This is a genomic window from Acetobacterium wieringae (genome assembly GCF_023700225.1).
Classification (GTDB): Bacteria; Bacillota; Clostridia; order Eubacteriales; family Eubacteriaceae; genus Acetobacterium; species Acetobacterium wieringae.
Map to the genome: position 1 here is coordinate 2,936,167 of NZ_CP097897.1, position 18,372 is coordinate 2,954,538.

At 45.3% G+C, this 18,372-nt stretch carries 24 protein-coding genes; 7 read left to right on the forward strand and 17 right to left on the reverse strand.

The annotated features are described in order from the left end of the window. Positions 1 to 13: 13 nt before the first annotated feature. The 3 genes from CHL1_RS14385 to CHL1_RS14395 form a co-directional block, all read right to left on the reverse strand. Complete coding sequence (locus CHL1_RS14385; RefSeq protein ID WP_070372656.1) at positions 14 to 1,021, reverse strand: dihydroxyacetone kinase subunit DhaK; 1,008 nt, start codon at positions 1,019 to 1,021, stop codon at positions 14 to 16. Positions 1,022 to 1,177: 156 nt separating this feature from the next. After that, positions 1,178 to 1,573 carry a dihydroxyacetone kinase phosphoryl donor subunit DhaM gene (dhaM, locus tag CHL1_RS14390; protein WP_070372655.1) on the reverse strand — a complete coding sequence of 132 codons (396 nt, stop codon included), beginning with the start codon at positions 1,571 to 1,573 and terminating at the stop codon, positions 1,178 to 1,180. A 155-nt stretch (positions 1,574 to 1,728) separates the two neighbouring features. Further along, entirely contained in the window at positions 1,729 to 3,753 is a 2,025-nt protein-coding gene (locus tag CHL1_RS14395) for a sigma 54-interacting transcriptional regulator (protein ID WP_228879519.1), read from the reverse strand. 213 nt (positions 3,754 to 3,966) lie between these two features. Here CHL1_RS14395 and CHL1_RS14400 point away from each other — a divergent pair, with 213 nt between their 5' ends. From CHL1_RS14400 to CHL1_RS14410, 3 genes are all read left to right on the forward strand, one after another. Next, a complete protein-coding gene (locus tag CHL1_RS14400; protein WP_250933590.1) occupies positions 3,967 to 4,416 on the forward strand; it encodes an RpiB/LacA/LacB family sugar-phosphate isomerase in 450 nt (149 codons plus the stop codon). Between the two features lie 7 nt (positions 4,417 to 4,423). Next, the gene (locus CHL1_RS14405) at positions 4,424 to 5,197 is read left to right on the forward strand and encodes a triose-phosphate isomerase (protein ID WP_250933592.1); all 774 of its coding nucleotides are present in this window, start codon (positions 4,424 to 4,426) and stop codon (positions 5,195 to 5,197) included. A gap of 213 nt (positions 5,198 to 5,410) precedes the next feature. Further along, complete coding sequence (locus tag CHL1_RS14410; RefSeq protein ID WP_250933594.1) at positions 5,411 to 6,400, forward strand: uroporphyrinogen decarboxylase family protein; 990 nt, start codon at positions 5,411 to 5,413, stop codon at positions 6,398 to 6,400. Between the two features lie 108 nt (positions 6,401 to 6,508). On the opposite strand, the gene CHL1_RS14415 is transcribed toward CHL1_RS14410, so the two are convergent. The 3 genes from CHL1_RS14415 to CHL1_RS18570 all read right to left on the reverse strand — a co-directional run bounded on the left by CHL1_RS14415 (position 6,509) and on the right by CHL1_RS18570 (position 9,504). Further along, entirely contained in the window at positions 6,509 to 8,401 is a 1,893-nt protein-coding gene (locus tag CHL1_RS14415) for a sensor domain-containing diguanylate cyclase (protein WP_250933596.1), read from the reverse strand. Positions 8,402 to 8,643: 242 nt separating this feature from the next. Further along, positions 8,644 to 9,255 carry a GNAT family N-acetyltransferase gene (locus CHL1_RS14420; protein WP_250933597.1) on the reverse strand — a complete coding sequence of 204 codons (612 nt, stop codon included), beginning with the start codon at positions 9,253 to 9,255 and terminating at the stop codon, positions 8,644 to 8,646. Positions 9,256 to 9,303: 48 nt separating this feature from the next. After that, positions 9,304 to 9,504 (reverse strand): GNAT family N-acetyltransferase, encoded by a 201-nt coding sequence (locus CHL1_RS18570; RefSeq protein WP_420840473.1) that lies wholly within the window; start codon positions 9,502 to 9,504, stop codon positions 9,304 to 9,306. 179 nt (positions 9,505 to 9,683) lie between these two features. Between CHL1_RS18570 and CHL1_RS18575 the strand changes: the two genes are divergently transcribed. Beyond that, complete coding sequence (locus CHL1_RS18575) at positions 9,684 to 9,968, forward strand: hypothetical protein (protein WP_420840474.1); 285 nt, start codon at positions 9,684 to 9,686, stop codon at positions 9,966 to 9,968. 24 nt (positions 9,969 to 9,992) lie between these two features. Next, a complete protein-coding gene (locus CHL1_RS18580; RefSeq protein ID WP_420840475.1) occupies positions 9,993 to 10,139 on the forward strand; it encodes a hypothetical protein in 147 nt (48 codons plus the stop codon). Positions 10,140 to 10,326: 187 nt separating this feature from the next. On the opposite strand, the gene CHL1_RS14430 is transcribed toward CHL1_RS18580, so the two are convergent. From CHL1_RS14430 to CHL1_RS14465, 8 genes are all read right to left on the reverse strand, one after another. Beyond that, positions 10,327 to 10,599, reverse strand: coding sequence for a hypothetical protein (locus tag CHL1_RS14430; RefSeq protein WP_250933601.1), 273 nt, complete (start codon positions 10,597 to 10,599; stop codon positions 10,327 to 10,329). 20 nt (positions 10,600 to 10,619) lie between these two features. Beyond that, on the reverse strand, positions 10,620 to 10,811 hold the full coding sequence (locus tag CHL1_RS14435) for a hypothetical protein (RefSeq protein WP_250933602.1): 192 nt from the start codon (positions 10,809 to 10,811) through the stop codon (positions 10,620 to 10,622). A 105-nt stretch (positions 10,812 to 10,916) separates the two neighbouring features. Continuing rightward, a complete protein-coding gene (locus tag CHL1_RS14440) occupies positions 10,917 to 11,372 on the reverse strand; it encodes a VOC family protein (protein WP_250933604.1) in 456 nt (151 codons plus the stop codon). Between the two features lie 91 nt (positions 11,373 to 11,463). Further along, the gene (locus CHL1_RS18445; RefSeq protein ID WP_476723736.1) at positions 11,464 to 11,679 is read right to left on the reverse strand and encodes an ATP-binding protein; all 216 of its coding nucleotides are present in this window, start codon (positions 11,677 to 11,679) and stop codon (positions 11,464 to 11,466) included. A 20-nt stretch (positions 11,680 to 11,699) separates the two neighbouring features. Continuing rightward, the gene (locus CHL1_RS14450; RefSeq protein ID WP_175440977.1) at positions 11,700 to 11,870 is read right to left on the reverse strand and encodes a hypothetical protein; all 171 of its coding nucleotides are present in this window, start codon (positions 11,868 to 11,870) and stop codon (positions 11,700 to 11,702) included. Between the two features lie 56 nt (positions 11,871 to 11,926). After that, complete coding sequence (locus CHL1_RS14455; protein WP_250933605.1) at positions 11,927 to 13,354, reverse strand: RNA-binding domain-containing protein; 1,428 nt, start codon at positions 13,352 to 13,354, stop codon at positions 11,927 to 11,929. A gap of 877 nt (positions 13,355 to 14,231) precedes the next feature. Continuing rightward, positions 14,232 to 14,642, reverse strand: a complete 411-nt coding sequence (locus CHL1_RS14460) for an Abi family protein (RefSeq protein WP_250933607.1) — start codon at positions 14,640 to 14,642, stop codon at positions 14,232 to 14,234. A 12-nt stretch (positions 14,643 to 14,654) separates the two neighbouring features. Further along, positions 14,655 to 14,909 (reverse strand): Abi family protein, encoded by a 255-nt coding sequence (locus CHL1_RS14465; RefSeq protein ID WP_070370478.1) that lies wholly within the window; start codon positions 14,907 to 14,909, stop codon positions 14,655 to 14,657. Positions 14,910 to 15,279: 370 nt separating this feature from the next. Here CHL1_RS14465 and CHL1_RS14470 point away from each other — a divergent pair, with 370 nt between their 5' ends. Together CHL1_RS14470 and CHL1_RS14475 are read left to right on the forward strand one after the other, a co-directional pair. Then, positions 15,280 to 15,522, forward strand: coding sequence for a type II toxin-antitoxin system Phd/YefM family antitoxin (locus CHL1_RS14470; protein ID WP_070370477.1), 243 nt, complete (start codon positions 15,280 to 15,282; stop codon positions 15,520 to 15,522). Beyond that, positions 15,519 to 15,893 (forward strand): type II toxin-antitoxin system death-on-curing family toxin, encoded by a 375-nt coding sequence (locus CHL1_RS14475; protein ID WP_228881287.1) that lies wholly within the window; start codon positions 15,519 to 15,521, stop codon positions 15,891 to 15,893. The genes CHL1_RS14470 and CHL1_RS14475 overlap by 4 nt, the downstream gene beginning before the upstream one ends. Positions 15,894 to 16,173: 280 nt before the next feature. On the opposite strand, the gene CHL1_RS14480 is transcribed toward CHL1_RS14475, so the two are convergent. From CHL1_RS14480 to CHL1_RS14490, 3 genes are read right to left on the reverse strand one after another with little or no spacing between them, the layout of a single operon-like run. Next, the gene (locus CHL1_RS14480; RefSeq protein WP_250933609.1) at positions 16,174 to 16,866 is read right to left on the reverse strand and encodes a DUF4276 family protein; all 693 of its coding nucleotides are present in this window, start codon (positions 16,864 to 16,866) and stop codon (positions 16,174 to 16,176) included. Positions 16,867 to 16,878: 12 nt separating this feature from the next. Beyond that, on the reverse strand, positions 16,879 to 17,940 hold the full coding sequence (locus CHL1_RS14485) for an AAA family ATPase (protein WP_250933611.1): 1,062 nt from the start codon (positions 17,938 to 17,940) through the stop codon (positions 16,879 to 16,881). Beyond that, positions 17,895 to 18,107 carry an AAA family ATPase gene (locus CHL1_RS14490; protein ID WP_250933613.1) on the reverse strand — a complete coding sequence of 71 codons (213 nt, stop codon included), beginning with the start codon at positions 18,105 to 18,107 and terminating at the stop codon, positions 17,895 to 17,897. The genes CHL1_RS14485 and CHL1_RS14490 overlap by 46 nt, the downstream gene beginning before the upstream one ends. Positions 18,108 to 18,372 lie beyond the last annotated feature (265 nt).

Below are 18,372 nucleotides of genomic sequence, written 5' to 3' on the forward strand. Positions count from 1 at the left end.
CTGGGATTCGGGCTTAAAACTGTTTAAAATAAGGAGTATCGCAGGGATAATCCAATAATTCTTTGATCTCGTCGTCCAGCTTGACAAGGGTGACCGACATGCCAGCCATATCCATCGAGGAAGCATAGGAACCGATCAGGGATTTGTAGATGGTAATACCCTTTTCTGCCAGGATCTCGGCAACCCGACGGAAGCAGATATGAAGATCCATCAGCGGCGTGGCGCCGAGGCTATTGACCAGGACGTATACTTCATCGCCAGCTGTATAAGGGAGATCCGCCAGAATTGGTGCCATAATTTGGTCAATGACCTTGTCCGCTGGTTCAATTTTGCCCCGACGAACCCCAGGTTCACCATGGATACCCATGCCGATTTCCATGTCACCGTCTTCCATTTCAAAAATCGGGCCGCCTTTAGATGGCAGGGTGGCTGAGGACATCGCCACACCCATCGTGCGGGTAACATCGTTGCACTTTTTAGCAACAGCGACCACTTCATCTAAATCACCGCCCATTTCCGCCTTGGCTCCAGCTACTTTAAAGACAAAGAAATCTCCGGCAATCCCCCGACGATCTTCAATGTTCTCTGAAGAAATAACATCATCAGTAATCAATACGGTTTCGACCCGGATGCCGTCTTCTTCGTCGGCTTTTTCAGCACCCATATCAAAGTTCATGACATCACCGGCATAGTTCCCGTAAAGATAGATGCAACCCTTTCCGGTATCCACCGCTCTAACCGATGCATAGCAAGGATCAGGCGATGGAGAGGTATTAATGTTACCAATAACCGCCGCATCAGCAAAGCCTTTGCCCACATACCCCAAAAACAACGGTTCATGACCGGAGCCACCACCGATGATCACGCCAACCTTATCTTTTTGCTTGGCGCTTTTGCTGACGACCACTCGGCCCTGGGCTTCTGATGCCTGATCCAAAACCACATGATCTTTGTGGGCCGTTACGTAACCGGCCAGCATTTCTTCTACTACATCATAGGGATCATTGATTAATCGTTTCATTTCATCCTCCTGAAAAAATAATTTGTATACGTTTTCTTAAAAGCAAGAACCATGCCAAAATAAATACTCGTTACCTAGCCATTTGACACTATTTCATTGCCGGACTCCGGGGATTTTCTGCCCGCCCGGGTATTATTTACCCATTTTTTGTTTTTTTTAACACACTTTTCTGAGGGTCGCCCCTTCTTTCGCGGTTGCAATGATCTGTTCCAGATCATTGCAGATGGTTGCCTGAACCACCCCGCCAATAACCCCTTCAACCAACGGGGCATCAACAATATGAACCTTTTCCTGGATCGCATCATCCAGCATTTCGATGGCCGTTTCGCTACACAAAACGGCACTGCCCAAATCGACAAAAATAAGAATATGATCACATTTGGTAAGTGATTCAATCGCCGCTTTGATTTTTAATGTATTGGTGCCAATCCGACCACCGTCAGCGCCACCAGCTGCGATGACATCGACGCTGCCGTCATTCATTTCCATCACAATATCACGCAGCCCTTCGGCCAGCTTTTCGCTATGGGACACAATAATTACGCCTGTCATCTTTCTTCCTCCTTTCGCTTATTTACCCATTCCATTGTCACGTGGCAAATTTCTCTTTGTAACCAGAATTATCTATCAGCTCTCTGTTTTAATGCCACGGTGAATCGTGTTATCAGGTATTCTGAAAGCTAGTAATAGCAAATAACGTGCCAATTCTATTTGAGTTGATATTTATCCGCTTTTTTAGAAATTGTTTTATGATCCAAACCCAGTGCCTGACCGGCTTTGCGGAAACTGCCATGTTTTTTCAGGGCCTGTTCGATCAACCACCGTTCCATTTCCGCAAAGGTGGGGAGATCATCCCCATCCGATGAAAACGTCTTCTCCCGACAGTTTAGGTCACTTCCCTGATCACACAGATAGGCGGGCAAATCCGCAATGGTGATCCACTCGTTATTTGACAGGGTCATACCCCCTTCAATCAGATTTTCCAGTTCCCGAACATTTCCCGGGAAGTGATAGTTTTCCAGGGCGGTCAGGGCATCTTTTCTGATGGCGCATTTGGGCAGATCATATTTTTTGCTGATTTTCTCGGTAAAATATTCCACCAGCAGGGGAATGTCGCCCTTCCGTTGCCTTAGCGGCGGCAGCATTACGGTAATGACATTGAGGCGATAATAGAGATCCCGTCTGAAGCTGCCTTCCTGCATCATCGCTTCCAGGGGGCTGTTGGTGGCGGCAATCACCCGGACATCGATTCTGATCGGCTTAACCCCACCAATGCGTTCGATTTCCTGCTCCTGGAGCACCCGCAGCAGCTTGGCCTGCATGGCCTTGTCCATATCACCGATTTCATCAAGAAAGATCGTACCGCCGCTGGCAATTTCAAACTTGCCCCGTTTTTCTTTATAAGCGCCGGTAAAGGCCCCCTTTTCATAGCCGAACAATTCGCTTTCCAGTAAATTGGAGGGGATGGCGGCGCAATTCATCCCCACAAAGGGCTTGTCACTCCGGGCGCCAGCCCGGTGAATGGCCCGGGCCACCAGTTCTTTACCAGTGCCGCTTTCGCCCCGGATCAGCACCGCCGCATCGGTCCGGGCGGCCTTTGAGGCCACTGTCAGGCTCTCAATCAGGGCGCCACTCTTGCCAATGATGTTATCGAAGGATTGATTGAGGCCCTCTTTTTTGGCCAGTTCTTCCTGAAGATACTGGGTTTTCTGAGACAGCAGTTCAATCCGGTCGGCCAGCTTGGCAATTTCGGTCAACTCCCGGGCGACCACCACATTGCCTCTGAATTTGGCATCAATCATAATCGGACGGGCATGCATGATAAACTCCCGGCCGTCGGTGGTGGAAAGAATGATCTCCTCTTTTCCGGCAAAAAACGGATCGCCGAATTTTTCTTTGGGAAAGAGTTCCTGAATCTTTCTGGTTAGAACCCGGGTCCCTTCCTTCTTGAACATTTTGACAAAGGGGTGGTTCACATAAGTAATTTCCCGACAGCGGTTAATCATGCAGATGCCATCGTCGACGGTTTCAAGAATGTTATTGAATTTTTCTTTTAATTCTTTGACACTGTGGAGTTCCCAGGACAGCTCCTCAAGCTGGGAAATATCCTGAAACACCACCACCCCGCCAACCACCTCTTCATCAACAATGATGGGACTCTTGTTGGTAATGACCCACTTGTTGCCGATCTTGTGTTTCAAGCCGAGATTTTCACACTTGGAATGGAGCAGGTCGTTGAGATTAAAGTTGGGCACCCATTCATCACCCTTTTTTCCGATAATATCCTTGGCCTTGATGCCGGTGATTTCCTCGGCTGCCCGGTTGAAAATATTGATGATGCCATTGCTGTCCATGGCGATCAGACCGTTATTGATGCTTTCAAAAATCTTTTCACTGGCCAGGGTATTTTCCTGGAGGATGCTGTCAATGGCTTCGGTTTCCGGTATTTCCAGCTCGGGCGTCTGGCCCAGAAACGACGCCAGCCGGAACACCGCCTCCTCACTGCCACTGTCACTGCTATACACTTCCACCATCTCGCCATTTTTAACTTTCAGGGAAACCAGTGGCAACACACTGTTGCAGGGCACCCCCTCCTGAGAATTAATCCGCCGCAAATAGAGCTGGCAGTCCCAGATCTTTTCAAACTTCTGGGACTGCCGGGCAACCATCGCCGCCACCCGGGTATGCAAGCCATTTTTATTTTTTATGATAATCCGCTGGGTCTTTTCCATCAAAACCTCCCTGTCTTTTCATGGGCCGACATTCTGTCATATTTTCCATTCACTTTTACTTAATTTCTATTTCGCGCAAATGATTCTATACTTTACAAACCCAAAACTCTGTGCAATAATGATAACGTATCCAAAAACGAATTACCTTAAGGGAAAGACATTTTTACATAATGTAAAATATCTTTTTCAAAAACAAAACCGAGGAGGTTCATCATGAAAATTGCTGTTGATTGTGACGACGCTGCCATTGATTTTAAAAATGAGATTTTTAACTACCTGAAAAAGGCTGGTTACGATGTCACCGATTTAGCCTATTCTGCAACTCACGATTGTGATTATCCGGAAATTGCCTTTAACCTGGCCGAAACCATCAAAAACAAAGAATATGACCGGGGCTTTATTTTCTGTGGCACCGGTTTGGGGGTAGCCATGATGGCCAACAAGGTTCCCGGGGTTTTTGCCGGCACCTGTCATGATGTCTTTTCAGCCGAGCGGCTGGCTAAAAGCAACGATGCCAATGTATTAACCATGGGTGCCCGGGTAATCGGCGTGGAACTGGCCAAAATGATCGCCGAAGCCTGGTTAAAAAGCGAATTCCAGGGCGGCGGTTCAACCAAAAAAGTTGAAAAAATGCGGGCTCTGGAAAAAACCTATCTGAAGTAGGCCGACCATGAAAAAGTTTTTACTGGGAACCAACTGGAAAATGAATAAAACTCTGGCTGAGGCCACCGACTATACCCTAGCCGTTTCCGAAATTATTACCAAATACCCGCAGTTTGAGTTTTTTATCATTCCCCCACACACCCACCTGTGGAAGTTAAAGGAACTGCTTGATTTAAACAAAAGCACCCTCAAACTGGGGGCTCAAAATATGCACTATGAGGATGCCGGTCAGTTCACCGGTGAAATTTCGCCTGTGATGCTGGCCGAAATCGGCCTGGATCTTGTCGAGCTGGGCCACTGCGAGCGACGCCAGTATTTTAATGAAACCGACGAAACCGTCAACCTGAAAGCCCTGGCCGCCCTCAAACACCAGCTACTGCCACTGATCTGCATTGGCGAAAAAATGAGTGACCGCAACTATGGCATTTCTCGGGAAATGTTGGCCAAACAGCTGAAGGTGGCCCTGAAGGACATTTCTGCCGATCAGATCGGCACATTCTGGATTGCCTACGAGCCGATCTGGGCCATTGGCGTCAACGGGATTCCCGCCGAAACGCCCTATGTCAACGAGATCCACGACTTTTTGCGCTCCGTGCTGCTTTCCTTGTATGGCCCCGCCGGAAACGATGTGCCGCTTTTATACGGTGGCAGCGTTAATATTAACAACGCCAGTGAATACGCCCAGCTTGACAATGTCGATGGCCTCTTCATCGGCCGCAGCGCCTGGGAACCGGATCTTTTTGAAGCACTGATGGCATCGGTAAGCAATACTCTGCGCTAAGCCTTTTTACAAACGAATCCTGATTTTTAAGATACCCGAAGGGGTATCTTTTATTTTTTCAGAAAATGCTGGATTTTACAAATCATCCGTGGTATATTTTAAACATGTTTAATGTTTGTGCAAACGCCAGTGACGTTTGCACCGGAGCAAAACATAACCACAGTAGCGCTGCAATCGTTTACTGATTACTAATGATGCGAGGAGAATTTTTTGATGAATCCAAGAGAAAACGTGATGGCCGTGTATCGTGGCCAACAACCCGATTACTACGGCGATTTGATGGCAGCGGTCGAGTTTATTCCTGATCCTTTCTTTGTTCGGGATGCCCTGCTCCCTCAGGATGGTAAGGAATATCGGGATTCCTGGGGCACCGTACGGGTTTTCCTGCCGGGTGCACCAGGCCCCCATCCCCATATCACCCGGGATAATGTGGTCATTACGGATATTGAAAAATGGGAAGAACAACTGACTGTCCCCTCACTTTCGGATCTGGACTGGAGCACGGCCCGGGCAGCAGCCGCCCAAATCGACCGAAATGAAAAACTGGCCTGCTTCTTCTACCCGGGCGGCCTTTTTGAACGCAGTCATTTTCTGTTGGGGATGGAAGATGCCTTGATGGCTTATCTGGAGTATCCCGACGAAATGAAAGCCCTGCTTCGGGTGATTGCCGATCATAAGATGGCCTATATCCGCAAAGTGGCCGAAGAAACCCAACCGGATATCATTTTTTATCATGATGATTGGGGCACCAAACAGAATCTGTTTCTACCCCCGAGGGTCTGGCGGGAAATTATCAAACCGCTGCAGCAGGAAATCGCCGACACCATCCATGACTGCGGAATGATCTATATGCATCATGCCGACTGTATTCTGGAACCGATTGTCAGCGATCTGGTGGAGATAGGCGTTGACATCTGGCAGGGCGTCATTGCCCAGAACGATATCGTCAAAATCCAGGCCATCACCGAGGGCAAACTGGCCATGGTCGGCGGCATTGACGGGCCCAAGATCGATGTCGAAAACATCACAGAAGAGCAGATCCGGGCCGAAGTGCGTCGAGCGGTTGACAGCTACTGTCCTGGCGGCCGTTTCTATCCGTCGATCCCCAATGGCATCTGCTTCCGGGAATGGAACAACGGCATTGTTATGGACGAGCTGGCAAACTACGGCCGGGAATACGCCCGAAATAACCCCGTCGCTTAACCGAAAGCCAGGCAAGCGACAGCGCAATCGGCAGCGCTTTTTTATCAGGCCGGAGCGTGCACAATACCCTACCTCGTTGTGCACCGCCGGCTGTTTTTACGGCAGCCCTCACTTTGACACGACACAGTTTCGGCCCTGTTGTTTTGCTTCGTAAAGGGCTTTATCAGCCCGGTCAATAAAAGCTTCCGGCGACTCGCCCGGTTTATAGGTGGTTACGCCAAAACTGGCGGTCTGTCTGAGTCCCTGGGTAAACAAGGTCTTTTCGACAACAGTCCGTAACCGTTCCGCCACATATGTTGCCCCTTGTGCATCAATTTGCGGCATAATAAGCAGAAATTCCTCGCCGCCCCAACGACTCAACACATCAACGGTTCTGATTTCCCGGGTCAGTATTTTTACCAGCTGAATCAGAACCGCATCGCCAATATTATGGCCGTAGGTATCGTTGACATTTTTAAAGAAATCGACATCTATCATCATAATGGCACATTCCTGACCATAGCGATTGCACCGGGCTATTTCACGTTGCAACAATTCATGGCCTTTCAATCGATTGTAGACCTGGGTGAGATAATCCCGCTCAGCCAGCAGTCTGGCCTCCTGGTTGGCCTGCTCCAATTCCGCTGTGACCACCTTAATAAAATTAACGAGTTGGGAAATAATGCGATTGTTCTGGCGGTTAAAAGGATCGACCATGGTTTCAGCGCTCAGCTTTTCACCCCCATTTTCAGCCGCTTTGCGGACTGCGCCAGCGTTGCCCCCGCTGAAAAAATTGACCAGTCGGGCAATCATCCGATTATCCCGGCGGTTACAGGGTTGGCCGTTTCGTGGTTCCGCTGGCCCTGTTTCAAGCGCCGCTTCAGACGGTTTGCCCGTCGCTTCTTTCATACTCACCGTCACCATGGTGGCATTAAGCAACATCACTGTTTCTTCGTGGGAGACAATCTCGCCATGGGTATAAAAACCGGCTGACGGGGCAATGGTTTGAAATGCTTTGGTTTCCAGCTCCACCTCATTCTGAAGCAGAAAGCGACGACAGGTACAGGAATAGATAAAAATCCCTTCCGGATTAAAGGCCTGCACCCGATCCTGAATATCTCTGGCATTTTTAATGATCAATGCCGGATTCCCATAGCCAATCCGGGCCGATTCGCCCTGTTTGATATCGGCAATAAATTTTATGTCGTGATGATCCTTGACTTCATTCGGCGTTTTGGCGTAGACAACTCCATTTCTTTCGACCAGCAGGGGAAACTCCAGCACATTCAAAAAGAAGTTTTCATCATCTTCAATGTTCAGATACCGATGGTACACCTCAAAAGCTGGCTGATTATCAATTGTTTTTAACCACAAGCCATCCGTCTCGGTCAGTGTCAGTTCTTTACTCAGAGGTTCCCATCCTAAATAAGTATGCACCACAATATCAATGTCATCACCCGTAAAAACCACTGCAACGACCCCGCTTGACGAGAATTGCTGATTCAAGGTGACGATGGGTTTCTGCTCGCCTTCGTAAACGCCGGCACCGGCCCCAAAAACCGGATAGGTTCCCCTTCTGCCCGCAGAAAAACCTTTGAGAAAATGAGAAGCATCCATTGACGACGAGGTAGCCAGCAGCAAAACCCCGGCAATCTTCTGACATTGGCTTTCAATTTTTTCCGATAAGTTTTTTCCCACAAGGGCTTCATCCTGGTTTTTAGTGTCAACTAAAAAACCCTGCACACCAGTCTTTTCAAAAAAAACAAAGGAAATGACAGAGGTGTTGGTGAGTAACCGCCCCTCGCTAATTTCCCCCATGGTCGAGCTCCCGACAATTACCGCCAGCGGTGCAACAACCCGAATCGCCGCTTCGATTTCTGTCAGCCATTGGGGCTCACTCCGGGCTGAAAATATCTGTACGAACACGGCCATCGACCGCTTTGTCTGGTTTTTTATTTCTTCTGTTTGAAGCCATTTCTTCAGGGTTTCAATCTGATTGATCGAAATGATTCTGCTAATCATTTATAACCAGCCTCTTTTCTTGTTGATGTTAATGGTTGCTTATTTTCTTCTCGCAACCCCAGTCTTCCTGGTTGATCTGTTTTGTGTCAGCATGTCCTCTGTCGGAAATACGGTAAATCCCGCTATGATGGCCTTAACAACTGACTCGGCGCAAAAATGTATAGTCTATCATATCAAAATACGGGATCGTTTGCAATGCCTTCAAAATCGGGTTTTTGTTCTGGCCTTACGCCGGGCTCGTTTTAGTTTTCCGCTGAACGCATCATGCAGTAACAGGTCAGGCCGATATCATCTGATCGATGCGATTCCATCAACTGAAATCCAAAGTGTTCATAAATCGGCAGGTTGTCAGGATTGAAGGTCTCCAGTACCATCGGTTCCTGATTGGCCGCACATTTTTTTAGCACTGGTGTCAGCAGTTTTCTGAAGGCCCCGCTGCCTCGTGCGGACTTGTCCGTGGCGATGACCAGCAGATGATAAACGTCTGTGGCACCATAGGCGAGATGCCAATTCGACGGGATGATCTGGGCCTGACAGACCGCCCGATCGGAAAGCAGCTGCAATTCCTCCGAATTCACGACCGCCAGCAGTTGTTGGGCGGATTGCTGCATCACCTGGGTCAGCCGTTCTTCGGGCCATTCCCGGGTTGCGTAACCAATCAGCAGCCCCTGGCCATCAGGCAGTACCTGGACGGCATTTTCTACCATGAAAGCCTGAATCTGCCCTGCAAACTGGGCTTCAATCAACAGGTCGGCCCGATCAAGACCATTGACCTGAAAGATCACCCCCGGATCTTCCATAAACCGGGTTTTCATCAGTTGGGTATAGGTTTTTAGTTCATTTTCATTTAACATTTGCATTCCTCCGTATTTTTGTTTGACAGGAGTTAAGTACTCCGGGTACTATTTTATCTGTTCCAGCAGGGTTTTTCGGGGATAAAAGCCAAAGCGCTCATAAAAGCTGAAGGCTTTTTCGTTGCCGACGGCCACCGACACGGACTTGGTATGGGCCCCCATCTCATCCATCCAGGCAATGGCATTGCCAAGCAAGGTCTCACCAAGGCCGAGCCCCCGATAATCGTCCTGGACATATAAGGATTCCATCTCCGCATCACCGGAGCATTCAACCCGGGAAATGCAGTAGCCGACATTTTGAGTAGTTTTGGGATCAACTGCAATTTCGATTCGCAGCCGCCCATTTTGGGCCTTCGTGAGCAGATTTTTTTGCGCATCGCAAACGTAAAGGCTTCATAGTGTGATTTAAAATTCACGGCGGCATTGCGGTGATGCCGGTTCAGCGCTTCCCACAACTCCTTAATGTCATCCAGCAGCGATTCATCGCCGCTGCGATAGGTAATCGGTGTGATTGCGGGGTTTTTGCCTTGGATCGGGCTTTTTTCCTGACTTTGCCCCCCGATATCATCCTGGGCGGCAAACGGATCACTGTCATCTGCGACTTCCTGAATGATCACAATCGGATCAGAGATCAATCCATAGTGTTCATCCTCAGGATAGGTCACGGCAATCAATGGTTCCTGCCCGGCATAGGCAATCATGCTGGCCATTGAATCCCACTTTGTGCAGAGAAAAAAATGAGCAAAATCCCCCTGCTCGACGATTTTCAAAAAAGCACCCCGATTGCCCGGGATGGCCAGGGACTCTTTAACACCGGTTTGATATTCATATTGTTCAAACGCCGCCCGCATTTTAAGCGGCACAATTCCATGCCAGGTTCGTGAAAACATGATAACTCCTTTTATCCTATAATTAGTTTAACTTAAATGGCATTCAACAGCGCCATATACACGTGTTACAGGTCGCATTCGATGTTGGTGCTTACCGTCCCATTCTGTGGTGTCGTTTTGTGCGTAAGTTAAGTGTTCCTGACACCCAGCGGATGCTGTGGCAGCTAGCGCCTGTGCGTCTTCAGCCCGGGAAGATCATTGAATCGATCTGTTCATCAATCAAATTTTTTGCTGCGCAGTGGCCCATTTTTCCGCCAACAAAGGCATAGGTTCCAATGACCTGCCCGTTTTGTTTTTTAACCGCTGCGGCAATATTCTCATGAACCTTGTCGCTGTTTCTCAGATCGGTAAATTGCTGAAAGGTGATGATGGTCACCCGTTTCCCTGAAAAATCGGCCTGCTTAAGAAAGGCGTTCATCGCCGGTACGGCATTACTTGCCCAAATCGGCTGCATTAAATAAACGTCCTGCGCCGTTACGATTTCCTGCCAGGGCTCGCCTTGCAGTTTGGAGCCTTTTTTAAAAAGCGCCTGCAGGAAGTTGCCTTTTTTTGTTCCCGCAGTTCGATTATTCTGCCGCTGAGCCGCTCATTTAAGCGCATTGCGCCGCTTCGGGTATTCCCATCTTTTGAAAAATAGACGATGACGGTGTGATTCTCGTTTCCCATAGCATTCCTCCATTTTTTACTTTGTATTTCTTTTTCAACCGTTATTTATTCTCCGTTGGTTCGACATTACGTGACGAGACCGGCATCAGGGGAATGGGTGCCTGTCTATCGGGTACCCCAATTCTGCAGTTCCACAATGTTGCCTTCCGGATCGGTGGCATAAACAAAGGTGGCCACCACCTGATTGGGATAGTCTGCGACAATCCGCTCGCCAATCTGACCCCCTCCGGCAGCCAGCACTTTTTTGAGCATTTTATCGAGATCGTCGACTTCAAAGGCAAGATGCCCCAAACCCGTCCGATTAATTTGTGGTAATCCCCCATCGACCCAATCGTCGTAGGAAAATATTTCCAGCGTCGGCAAGCTGTTTTCATAGCCCGGTAAACAAAGATGCTCGCCCCGGATATGCGCCCCCCGGATTCCCGTCAGCTGATCGATCCAATCTCCCTGCAGATCTCGTTTTGGCGGGACGGGCACACATTCAAAAACTTCCTGGTAAAACCACGACAGCTTTTCCCAGTCTCTGGCAATAATATTGGTATGGGTAAATTTAATCTTCATGATTCTCCTTCGTCGCCATGCCGCATGAACAACGGCTTCAAAAACATCCACCTTTGCGGAACTGGCCAAATGAAGCGGTTGTCCCTTACTCTCAGCAGCAGGGGGAGCTTGGGGGGGGAGCTTGGTCACCAGCTACCATGAACAAGGGGATAATCGTCCGGAACACATCCCCCTCGGTAAAAATGGGTGCGGTGCCGGAATAGATTTTGCAGTATTTATAGGTATTGCGGATACCCGATCCCAGTTCGTCCACCAGTCCGATTTCCTTAAAGAATCGGGCAATGGTAGGATTCTTGAGGATCAGAATCGGTTTCTTAAACTAAAACGTTAAGGGCATGCGCCAAAGGCTCTAACGGCTTTCTCCCTGATTGTACCGATGATGAACTGATCCAGTTGGGACTCGGTCTGGCGGCTGGTCAGATGGATGATCGGCAACTGCTTGACTGAATTATTGATCATGTCTGATGCCATCCGGGTGGATCTTGTTTTATAGTGCACAAAACCTTCGTCCCCTTGAACTCTGATGTCTCCCTTTTTTCGTTATTGACGCTATTTTAAAGCTCTGACTGAGCTAATTGATAAAATCGACCTCTGCTTTTTCCAACGGCCTCGATAATTTGTTTTTGCTGTAATGAAACAAACACCCGTCTTACCTGGGCCGGTGATAACCCGGTTAATGAACTTGCCTCCTGATTGACTATTTTTTTATTTTTTATCAGGTATTCAACGATTAATTTTTCATTCGGGTTTAATTCGCTCATTATCCGCTCATATTCGCTCATTATCCGCTCATTATCCGCTCGTTTCTGCACATCACTGAAATCTTCATTCTCATCACCTGTTTGTTTTTTCATGACCACAAAAAAATTGGATTGATTTGAAAAAAATTCTACCCGACTTTCGTCATCAAATGATTCTTTGATTCGCTTCAGCCCACTTCCCCGTCGCTCCATATAATCCAGCCGATTAAAAATATCAGCCAGAATCGGATTGCGCCGAATTGAAGCAATGCGGTTGATGTCGACTTCCTGAATGTTTTTCCCATCATACATGCCACCCGGGGACACAATTTCCAGATGATCATCATAAATATCGATATGAATTTCTGATCCGATAATGTTATAATCCCGATGAATCAGTGCATTGACTAGTGCCTCTCTAACCGCATCTTCAGGATAATCAATATATTCAATGCGTTTTGCACCTTCGATTTTCCATGCTTTTTGCGAATTGTTTTTTACAAAAGAAATACCTTCTTTTAAAAGCATAATAATATTACCACTGTATTCTTTATCGTCAATCGCATCAATTGCCCGTTTGCCCTTGCTTTTTCCCATCCATCGGGTACAGAATATACGTGACTGCAACAAATTGCAGTCATCCGCCAATAGCAAGCCTGCGTAAGTCAGATAATCAGACTGATCAATCATTCCAAAGGATATGTAATCTTTCCGGCCCTCAATTCTTTTACCGGTGGCTTTATAAAAATTGGATTTAAACAGGGTAAAGCTGGCGTCGCTGAACTTTTCATTGGTTGACAGTGCATCAAAGGAAAGCCGCTGGCCTTTTAACATCAGCTCATGAATGATATACGCCGGTGCAACGACACTTTCATTACCAATTCGCACGTATGCGGTTCTTGTCCCTTCATTGACATAATAGTAAGGGGTCATTTTCCCGGCTGCAATCTCCAGAACCAGAATGTCCTTGTTTTCCATGGTGACCGGCTTCAGTGAAAACATAATGAGTGGATCAACCTTGGTTTTTATGAGGTTGCTTATTTTTTCGGCATCCGCCTGAACATGGTCCAAGCCGATAATTTGGCGATCATCATCCACGCCAAACAGAATGCTACCGCCAATGCCGTTTGCAAAAGCAACAACCGTTTTCAACCAGCTCTTCGGTTTTGCCTTTTCCAATGAAACTTTAAAATCGACATCGGTTGATTCTGCCGTTAGTAGTTTCTTTAGCTCTGTTTTCATCGTTCACCTCATTTATATTTTCATTAGTTAAGTGGTGCCTGGCCCCGGGGCCACTTTATGCGACAACGTTTTATCTTGAAGCGATTTCAAAACGGCTATCTGTGTGCCTGTTAAATCGACTTGGTGCTTTACTTGGTGCTTGTCCTGTTCGACGATGGTATCTAAAACAGCGGATAGCGTGAATTCAATAAACACGCCGGAATCATTCGATTTTCTTGCCGCTTCGATTGTATCATAGTATTGCGGTCGCTTCGAAACTTTCCAGATTCCTCAACCAAGCCCTGTGTCATTAACTCGTGGACTTTCAAAAAGTCTTTTACGTCATTGGGGTTGAAGTTTATAATTTCGTCATAGGCTTCGTATGCATTTTTAGTATAAGTTGGTTACAGGCACGTCTTCTGCTTTTGATCATGTCTGACACTATCCGGGTGGATCTTGTTTTAAAGTGCACAAAACCGCCGTCCCCTGATGTTTTCCTTCCCTTGTGATCCCTTCAGAGGTTTCATAAGTACCGTCGACCGTTAAAAAGGATAAAAAAATAGAGCGATATCATCGTTTCCGACAATACCACTCCGCAAAAATGACTAATCATTTTTTCTATGTGCTAGTATTCTAAACGATTGGATACCAATTGTCAACGATTGTTTTTAAAAATCCGAAGTTTGTTGTTACCATTTCATTATTTCTATAATACTCGATGTGCTTATACATTCTCGTGATGGTCTCATTCAAAACTTCACTTTGATGATTAATGACACCATCACTTTAATAATTCTTTTATGGGTGTACAGCAAAGTAACGATTTGCTGAATTCTCGCATTGCTCATTTTTTTACTATGGGCCTCATTTGATATGCCGATTTTGCTCAACTCATGAATTAAGCCATAGTTTGTCTATGATTGCTGGTTCGGGGTGATAAATTATTAATGAGACAATTATTATGTGCTGTTGCGTTACGTAAATCTTTTATTGACAGCAGCAGAAAGTAATTATCCCTGAGCTTTTTATCGTTTATTGTTTCAGCACAGAAACGATAGACATTTATAAAACGTCCAAACGGGATTACTTCCATAAAAGCCCAAATTGGATAGTTATCTTTATATTTAGCAATAATATCACCGCAATAAGGATTATTCATATTTCGATTGAGTTCGTCATTCAGGATTTTCAGCCGCACCTCATCAAGGCTCTTGATATAATCTTCGACTAGATCATATGCGTCAATATCGGAATTTTCAATAACCTTCAATAACTCTACTTTTGCGAAATGTTCAATATCAAGTGTCATATGCAGAAGTGTCTAACGTAGTCGCATATCAATAATCGCAAGATCTTTAAGCATTTGAAAATCTAAACCAATGTATTGCCCTTTAAATTTTCCAGCGGGATGTTTTTGAAAATTCTTTCGATACGCCGTCAGTTTGAAATAGTTATTGTGCTTTGTTAAATAATCGGTGGCTTCTTCTCTTGAAATCAGAACAAATTTCACACCCTTTTTCTCCAGATGCTCAATCTGCTCTTTCGTCGAAAGTTTGGGTTTTATGGTTCTGTACATCGTAATTGTTCACCTCTTTCTTTTTTGACTTGAATCAGATCATTGAAAATTTACAAAAGCGAGGTTTTTCTGGTCTTATTGATATTAACGATAACCTTGAATACATCCACAGGATAAGAAAAATGCAGGGAAGAATCTCATCTCATAAGTTGAGTGTGCCTGGCACTGGTACCGAAACCGCCGTCCCCTTGTGTCCCTAGCATTTTTTCTCCTTCTTCCGCTCTCAGCCTGAATGATTTTTTTGTTTTTTTAGCAATTCTGTTTGGATTTCGACAACGATTAAATTAAGTGTGTCTTTATGGATATGTTTTTAGGTTTTATTTATCCTAAAATTATAGTACAATGGTATAAAAACTAGGAGGTGCTTGTAATGCAAATCAATACCAAAAATTTAGTTTCCATTTCCGAAGCCAACCAGAATTTTTCCAAGGTTGCCCGACTTGTGGATGAAAACGGCGCTGCCATCATTTTAAAAAACAATACCCCCCGCTATGTCCTGATTGAGTTCAGCCAGTTTCAAACCGAAGAAACCATTGGCGATGAAGAAGTGGAAATCATAGCCAAACGGATTTTGAAAAAACATCAGGCCGCCTTTGAGGAATTAGCCAAATGAAGCGACTGACCCGTCATCAGGTGCTACGGCTTCACACCATGCTGATTAACGAAACCGGCGGCTGTGATGGCCTCCGGGATGAAGGGCTGCTGGATTCCGCTCTAAATGCGCCCTTTCAAAGTTTTGACGGTGAAGATCTGTACCAAACCGTTCCGGCCAAAGCCGCTCGTCTGGGTTTTTCACTGATCAATAACCATGCATTTATCGATGGCAATAAACGGATCGGTATTCTGGTTATGCTGACATTTCTGGAAATGAACGGCTTTACACCTGATTGTACCGATGATGAACTGATCCAGTTGGGTCTCCAGCTGGCAGCTGGTCAGATGGATGATCGGCAACTGCTTGACTGGATTATTGATCATGTCTGATGCCATCCAGTGGATCTTGGTTTATAGTGCACAAAACCTCCGTCCCCTAGTGCTCATCCAGCCACATCGCCGTCGAACACGCCGACACCGCCACTTCAAAACTTTCCAGATTCATCTTCCAGGCCCTGTGTCATTAACTCATGGGCTTTCAAAAAGTCTTTTACGTCATTGGGGTTGAAGTTTATAATTTTGTAATGGTAAAGAAGGTATCTGCAGTCCAAGTTAAGTGTGCCTGATATAGGCTGCTGGTTCTCACCGAAGTCTGGCACCGGAGCCATACTTATGACATACTGTTTTTTCCACATACCAAATCAAGCTTTGAAATAAAATAGTTAAAACTTGGTGAACTGTTATTCAAAATATTTAATTTTTGGCCGATTTGCTCTGCCCATCTTCCCTTTTCGAGTCCTTTTTCATAATAAGACGTTAGTTCACGTTCCATTTTTTTATGCCCACCAGGATATACCACATCAGCCAGCAATTCCCAAGTCCCGATAATGCTATCAGGTATATAGGCATTGAATACTTGTCGTTTATAATTCGGGTACGCTTGCTGCAAGGCATATTCATCTCCAAGCAACCAGGCTTCCATTTCTTCAATTGCTAAGCAAAAATGCACATTTATATCTATGCCATGCTTCTGTTTCAATGAAACTAGAGATTTTTTTAGTTCAGCGCAGTCCTGCTGATCTGTATCCATAATAACAAAAATAGCTTTTTCACCATTATAATTCGCAAGTGACTTTCCTATTCCTTTAAGATATAATGGTAGATCATTCAATATTTTACCGGTTTTTACATGACTTTTTGCTTTTACCTTCTCCGGAATTTTACCAAGTCCTTTAAAAAACTTAATCTTAAACTCAATTTCGTGGTCTGGATTTAATTTTTTGTATGCTCTCATAATTTCTGTAACTAAAATCGAACCTGATTGATCTTCAATCAGAAATTCTATATATACATAATTCTGCATCATTCGCTCCCATTATCCGAAATAATCGCTGTACCAAAGATTACCAAGCTCAATTCCTTCATCACTGAGTTCCTTAACATATTCGTACTCAGTAGCTCTTTTTATCTTTGAAAATCCATCTTCCGTCTTTTCCAGTACCCAAACTTCCTCCGGTGACAATGCGTTAACAAAAAAAGGACTGTGTGTTGTGACAAATAGTTGCTTTGAATAGCCTTTGCCAACACTTTTTTTCATTTCGACTGCTAACTCAGTCAAATATTTGTGATATAAACCATTTTCTGGCTCTTCAATAAAAACTAATGGACGTGGATCCTTTTCATGGAGCAATAAATAATATGCAAACAGTTTTAGCGTCCCGTCAGACATTTTTTGAGAATAGAAGGGCTCGTCAAAGCCTGTTTCGTAAAATTCTAACACCAATTGACCATTCGGCATTCGAACGGGTTCGATTTTATAAATCCCCGGTAATTTTGATTGTATATCTTCCAGTATTTTCGCAAATGCTCTTTTATCCTCTCGATGCATGTATTGTGCAACATTATTAAGGTTACTTCCAACTTGATTTAAATACTTCTGTGGCCCTGCATTCGGTATTTCTCTAGCTGAAGATGGTGTGAAATAACACAAGTACCAATTTTTTAAAAAATTTTTGAAATTAACAATACGGGGATGTTCTTTTAATTCGCCCAAAGTCACAATACCCAGCTGACGGGGATCAGCCAACTCTATACTAATTTTATCCCCAATTTCTTCTGAGTACTCTTCATCAAAACCGGTTTCTAATCCTTTAAACGCATCACCTTTACCAAAGTTTAGATTTAGAAAAGATAATGGCCGTCCTACAGCTTGGCCTTTTCGCCGCTGTCTCAAACGTTCTTTCTCAACAATCGGTCTTCCCTGACTATCCAAACAGATCGACAATTCATATGTAATTGGTGATGAATTACTAGTTTCTCGATAGTAGATTTCGAATTCAATCGAAGATGAAGAGCTTTGGGAAATTAGCTTGTCAAAACCACCTCTCCTATTTAGATCACAAGCAACTTCAACTCCTTTATCGAGACTATCTGCCAAAAACCAAAAGCATCAGCAATTGTACTTTTCCCAGCGCCACTCTCACCAATAATCGCATTAATATTGGTAAGTTCTGGTGTTCCTTTTTTATCAAACAACAACTTTCCAAGTTGAACATCCTTTAAAGAACCGTAATTCTTAATTCGAATACCTGCAATTCTACCCAATCTGAAAGCCTCCTTTTTCAATTAAATGTTACGACACTTATACTCTAATTTTTACAAACCTTAAACAACTGTTAACAATAATGATCGCTTGATTATCTGTAACTGATGGACTGGTTATTGAACATATCTGACACCAACCGATTTTGTCCCGTTTCAATAGGGCTGGCTCACTGATGTAAAGGGCTGGCTCACTGATGTAAATGAGCCACTCCATGAAGACCGCGTTCTAGTAATTCACCAAGTTGGAAAATAAGTTACAGTGCCC

What these genes read in the sequence shown, in the direction of transcription:
- CHL1_RS14405 (WP_250933592.1), top strand. Translation starts at nt 4,424, where the DNA reads ATGAAAAAGTTTTTACTGGGAACCAACTGGAAAATGAATAAAACTCTG.
- CHL1_RS14475 (WP_228881287.1), top strand. Translation starts at nt 15,519, where the DNA reads ATGAAGCGACTGACCCGTCATCAGGTGCTACGGCTTCACACCATGCTG.
- CHL1_RS14395 (WP_228879519.1), bottom strand. Translation starts at nt 3,753, where the DNA reads ATGGAAAAGACCCAGCGGATTATCATAAAAAATAAAAATGGCTTGCAT.
- CHL1_RS14420 (WP_250933597.1), bottom strand. Translation starts at nt 9,255, where the DNA reads ATGTTAAATGAAAATGAACTAAAAACCTATACCCAACTGATGAAAACC.
- CHL1_RS14410 (WP_250933594.1), top strand. Translation starts at nt 5,411, where the DNA reads ATGAATCCAAGAGAAAACGTGATGGCCGTGTATCGTGGCCAACAACCC.
- CHL1_RS18580 (WP_420840475.1), top strand. Translation starts at nt 9,993, where the DNA reads ATGAGCAAAATCCCCCTGCTCGACGATTTTCAAAAAAGCACCCCGATT.
- dhaM (WP_070372655.1), bottom strand. Translation starts at nt 1,573, where the DNA reads ATGACAGGCGTAATTATTGTGTCCCATAGCGAAAAGCTGGCCGAAGGG.
- CHL1_RS14385 (WP_070372656.1), bottom strand. Translation starts at nt 1,021, where the DNA reads ATGAAACGATTAATCAATGATCCCTATGATGTAGTAGAAGAAATGCTG.
- CHL1_RS18570 (WP_420840473.1), bottom strand. Translation starts at nt 9,504, where the DNA reads ATGGAATCCTTATATGTCCAGGACGATTATCGGGGGCTCGGCCTTGGT.
- CHL1_RS14430 (WP_250933601.1), bottom strand. Translation starts at nt 10,599, where the DNA reads ATGCAGCCGATTTGGGCAAGTAATGCCGTACCGGCGATGAACGCCTTT.
- CHL1_RS14455 (WP_250933605.1), bottom strand. Translation starts at nt 13,354, where the DNA reads ATGAAAACAGAGCTAAAGAAACTACTAACGGCAGAATCAACCGATGTC.
- CHL1_RS14465 (WP_070370478.1), bottom strand. Translation starts at nt 14,909, where the DNA reads ATGTACAGAACCATAAAACCCAAACTTTCGACGAAAGAGCAGATTGAG.
- CHL1_RS14400 (WP_250933590.1), top strand. Translation starts at nt 3,967, where the DNA reads ATGAAAATTGCTGTTGATTGTGACGACGCTGCCATTGATTTTAAAAAT.
- CHL1_RS14470 (WP_070370477.1), top strand. Translation starts at nt 15,280, where the DNA reads ATGCAAATCAATACCAAAAATTTAGTTTCCATTTCCGAAGCCAACCAG.
- CHL1_RS14460 (WP_250933607.1), bottom strand. Translation starts at nt 14,642, where the DNA reads ATGACACTTGATATTGAACATTTCGCAAAAGTAGAGTTATTGAAGGTT.
- CHL1_RS14480 (WP_250933609.1), bottom strand. Translation starts at nt 16,866, where the DNA reads ATGCAGAATTATGTATATATAGAATTTCTGATTGAAGATCAATCAGGT.
- CHL1_RS14440 (WP_250933604.1), bottom strand. Translation starts at nt 11,372, where the DNA reads ATGAAGATTAAATTTACCCATACCAATATTATTGCCAGAGACTGGGAA.
- CHL1_RS14435 (WP_250933602.1), bottom strand. Translation starts at nt 10,811, where the DNA reads ATGGGAAACGAGAATCACACCGTCATCGTCTATTTTTCAAAAGATGGG.
- CHL1_RS14415 (WP_250933596.1), bottom strand. Translation starts at nt 8,401, where the DNA reads ATGATTAGCAGAATCATTTCGATCAATCAGATTGAAACCCTGAAGAAA.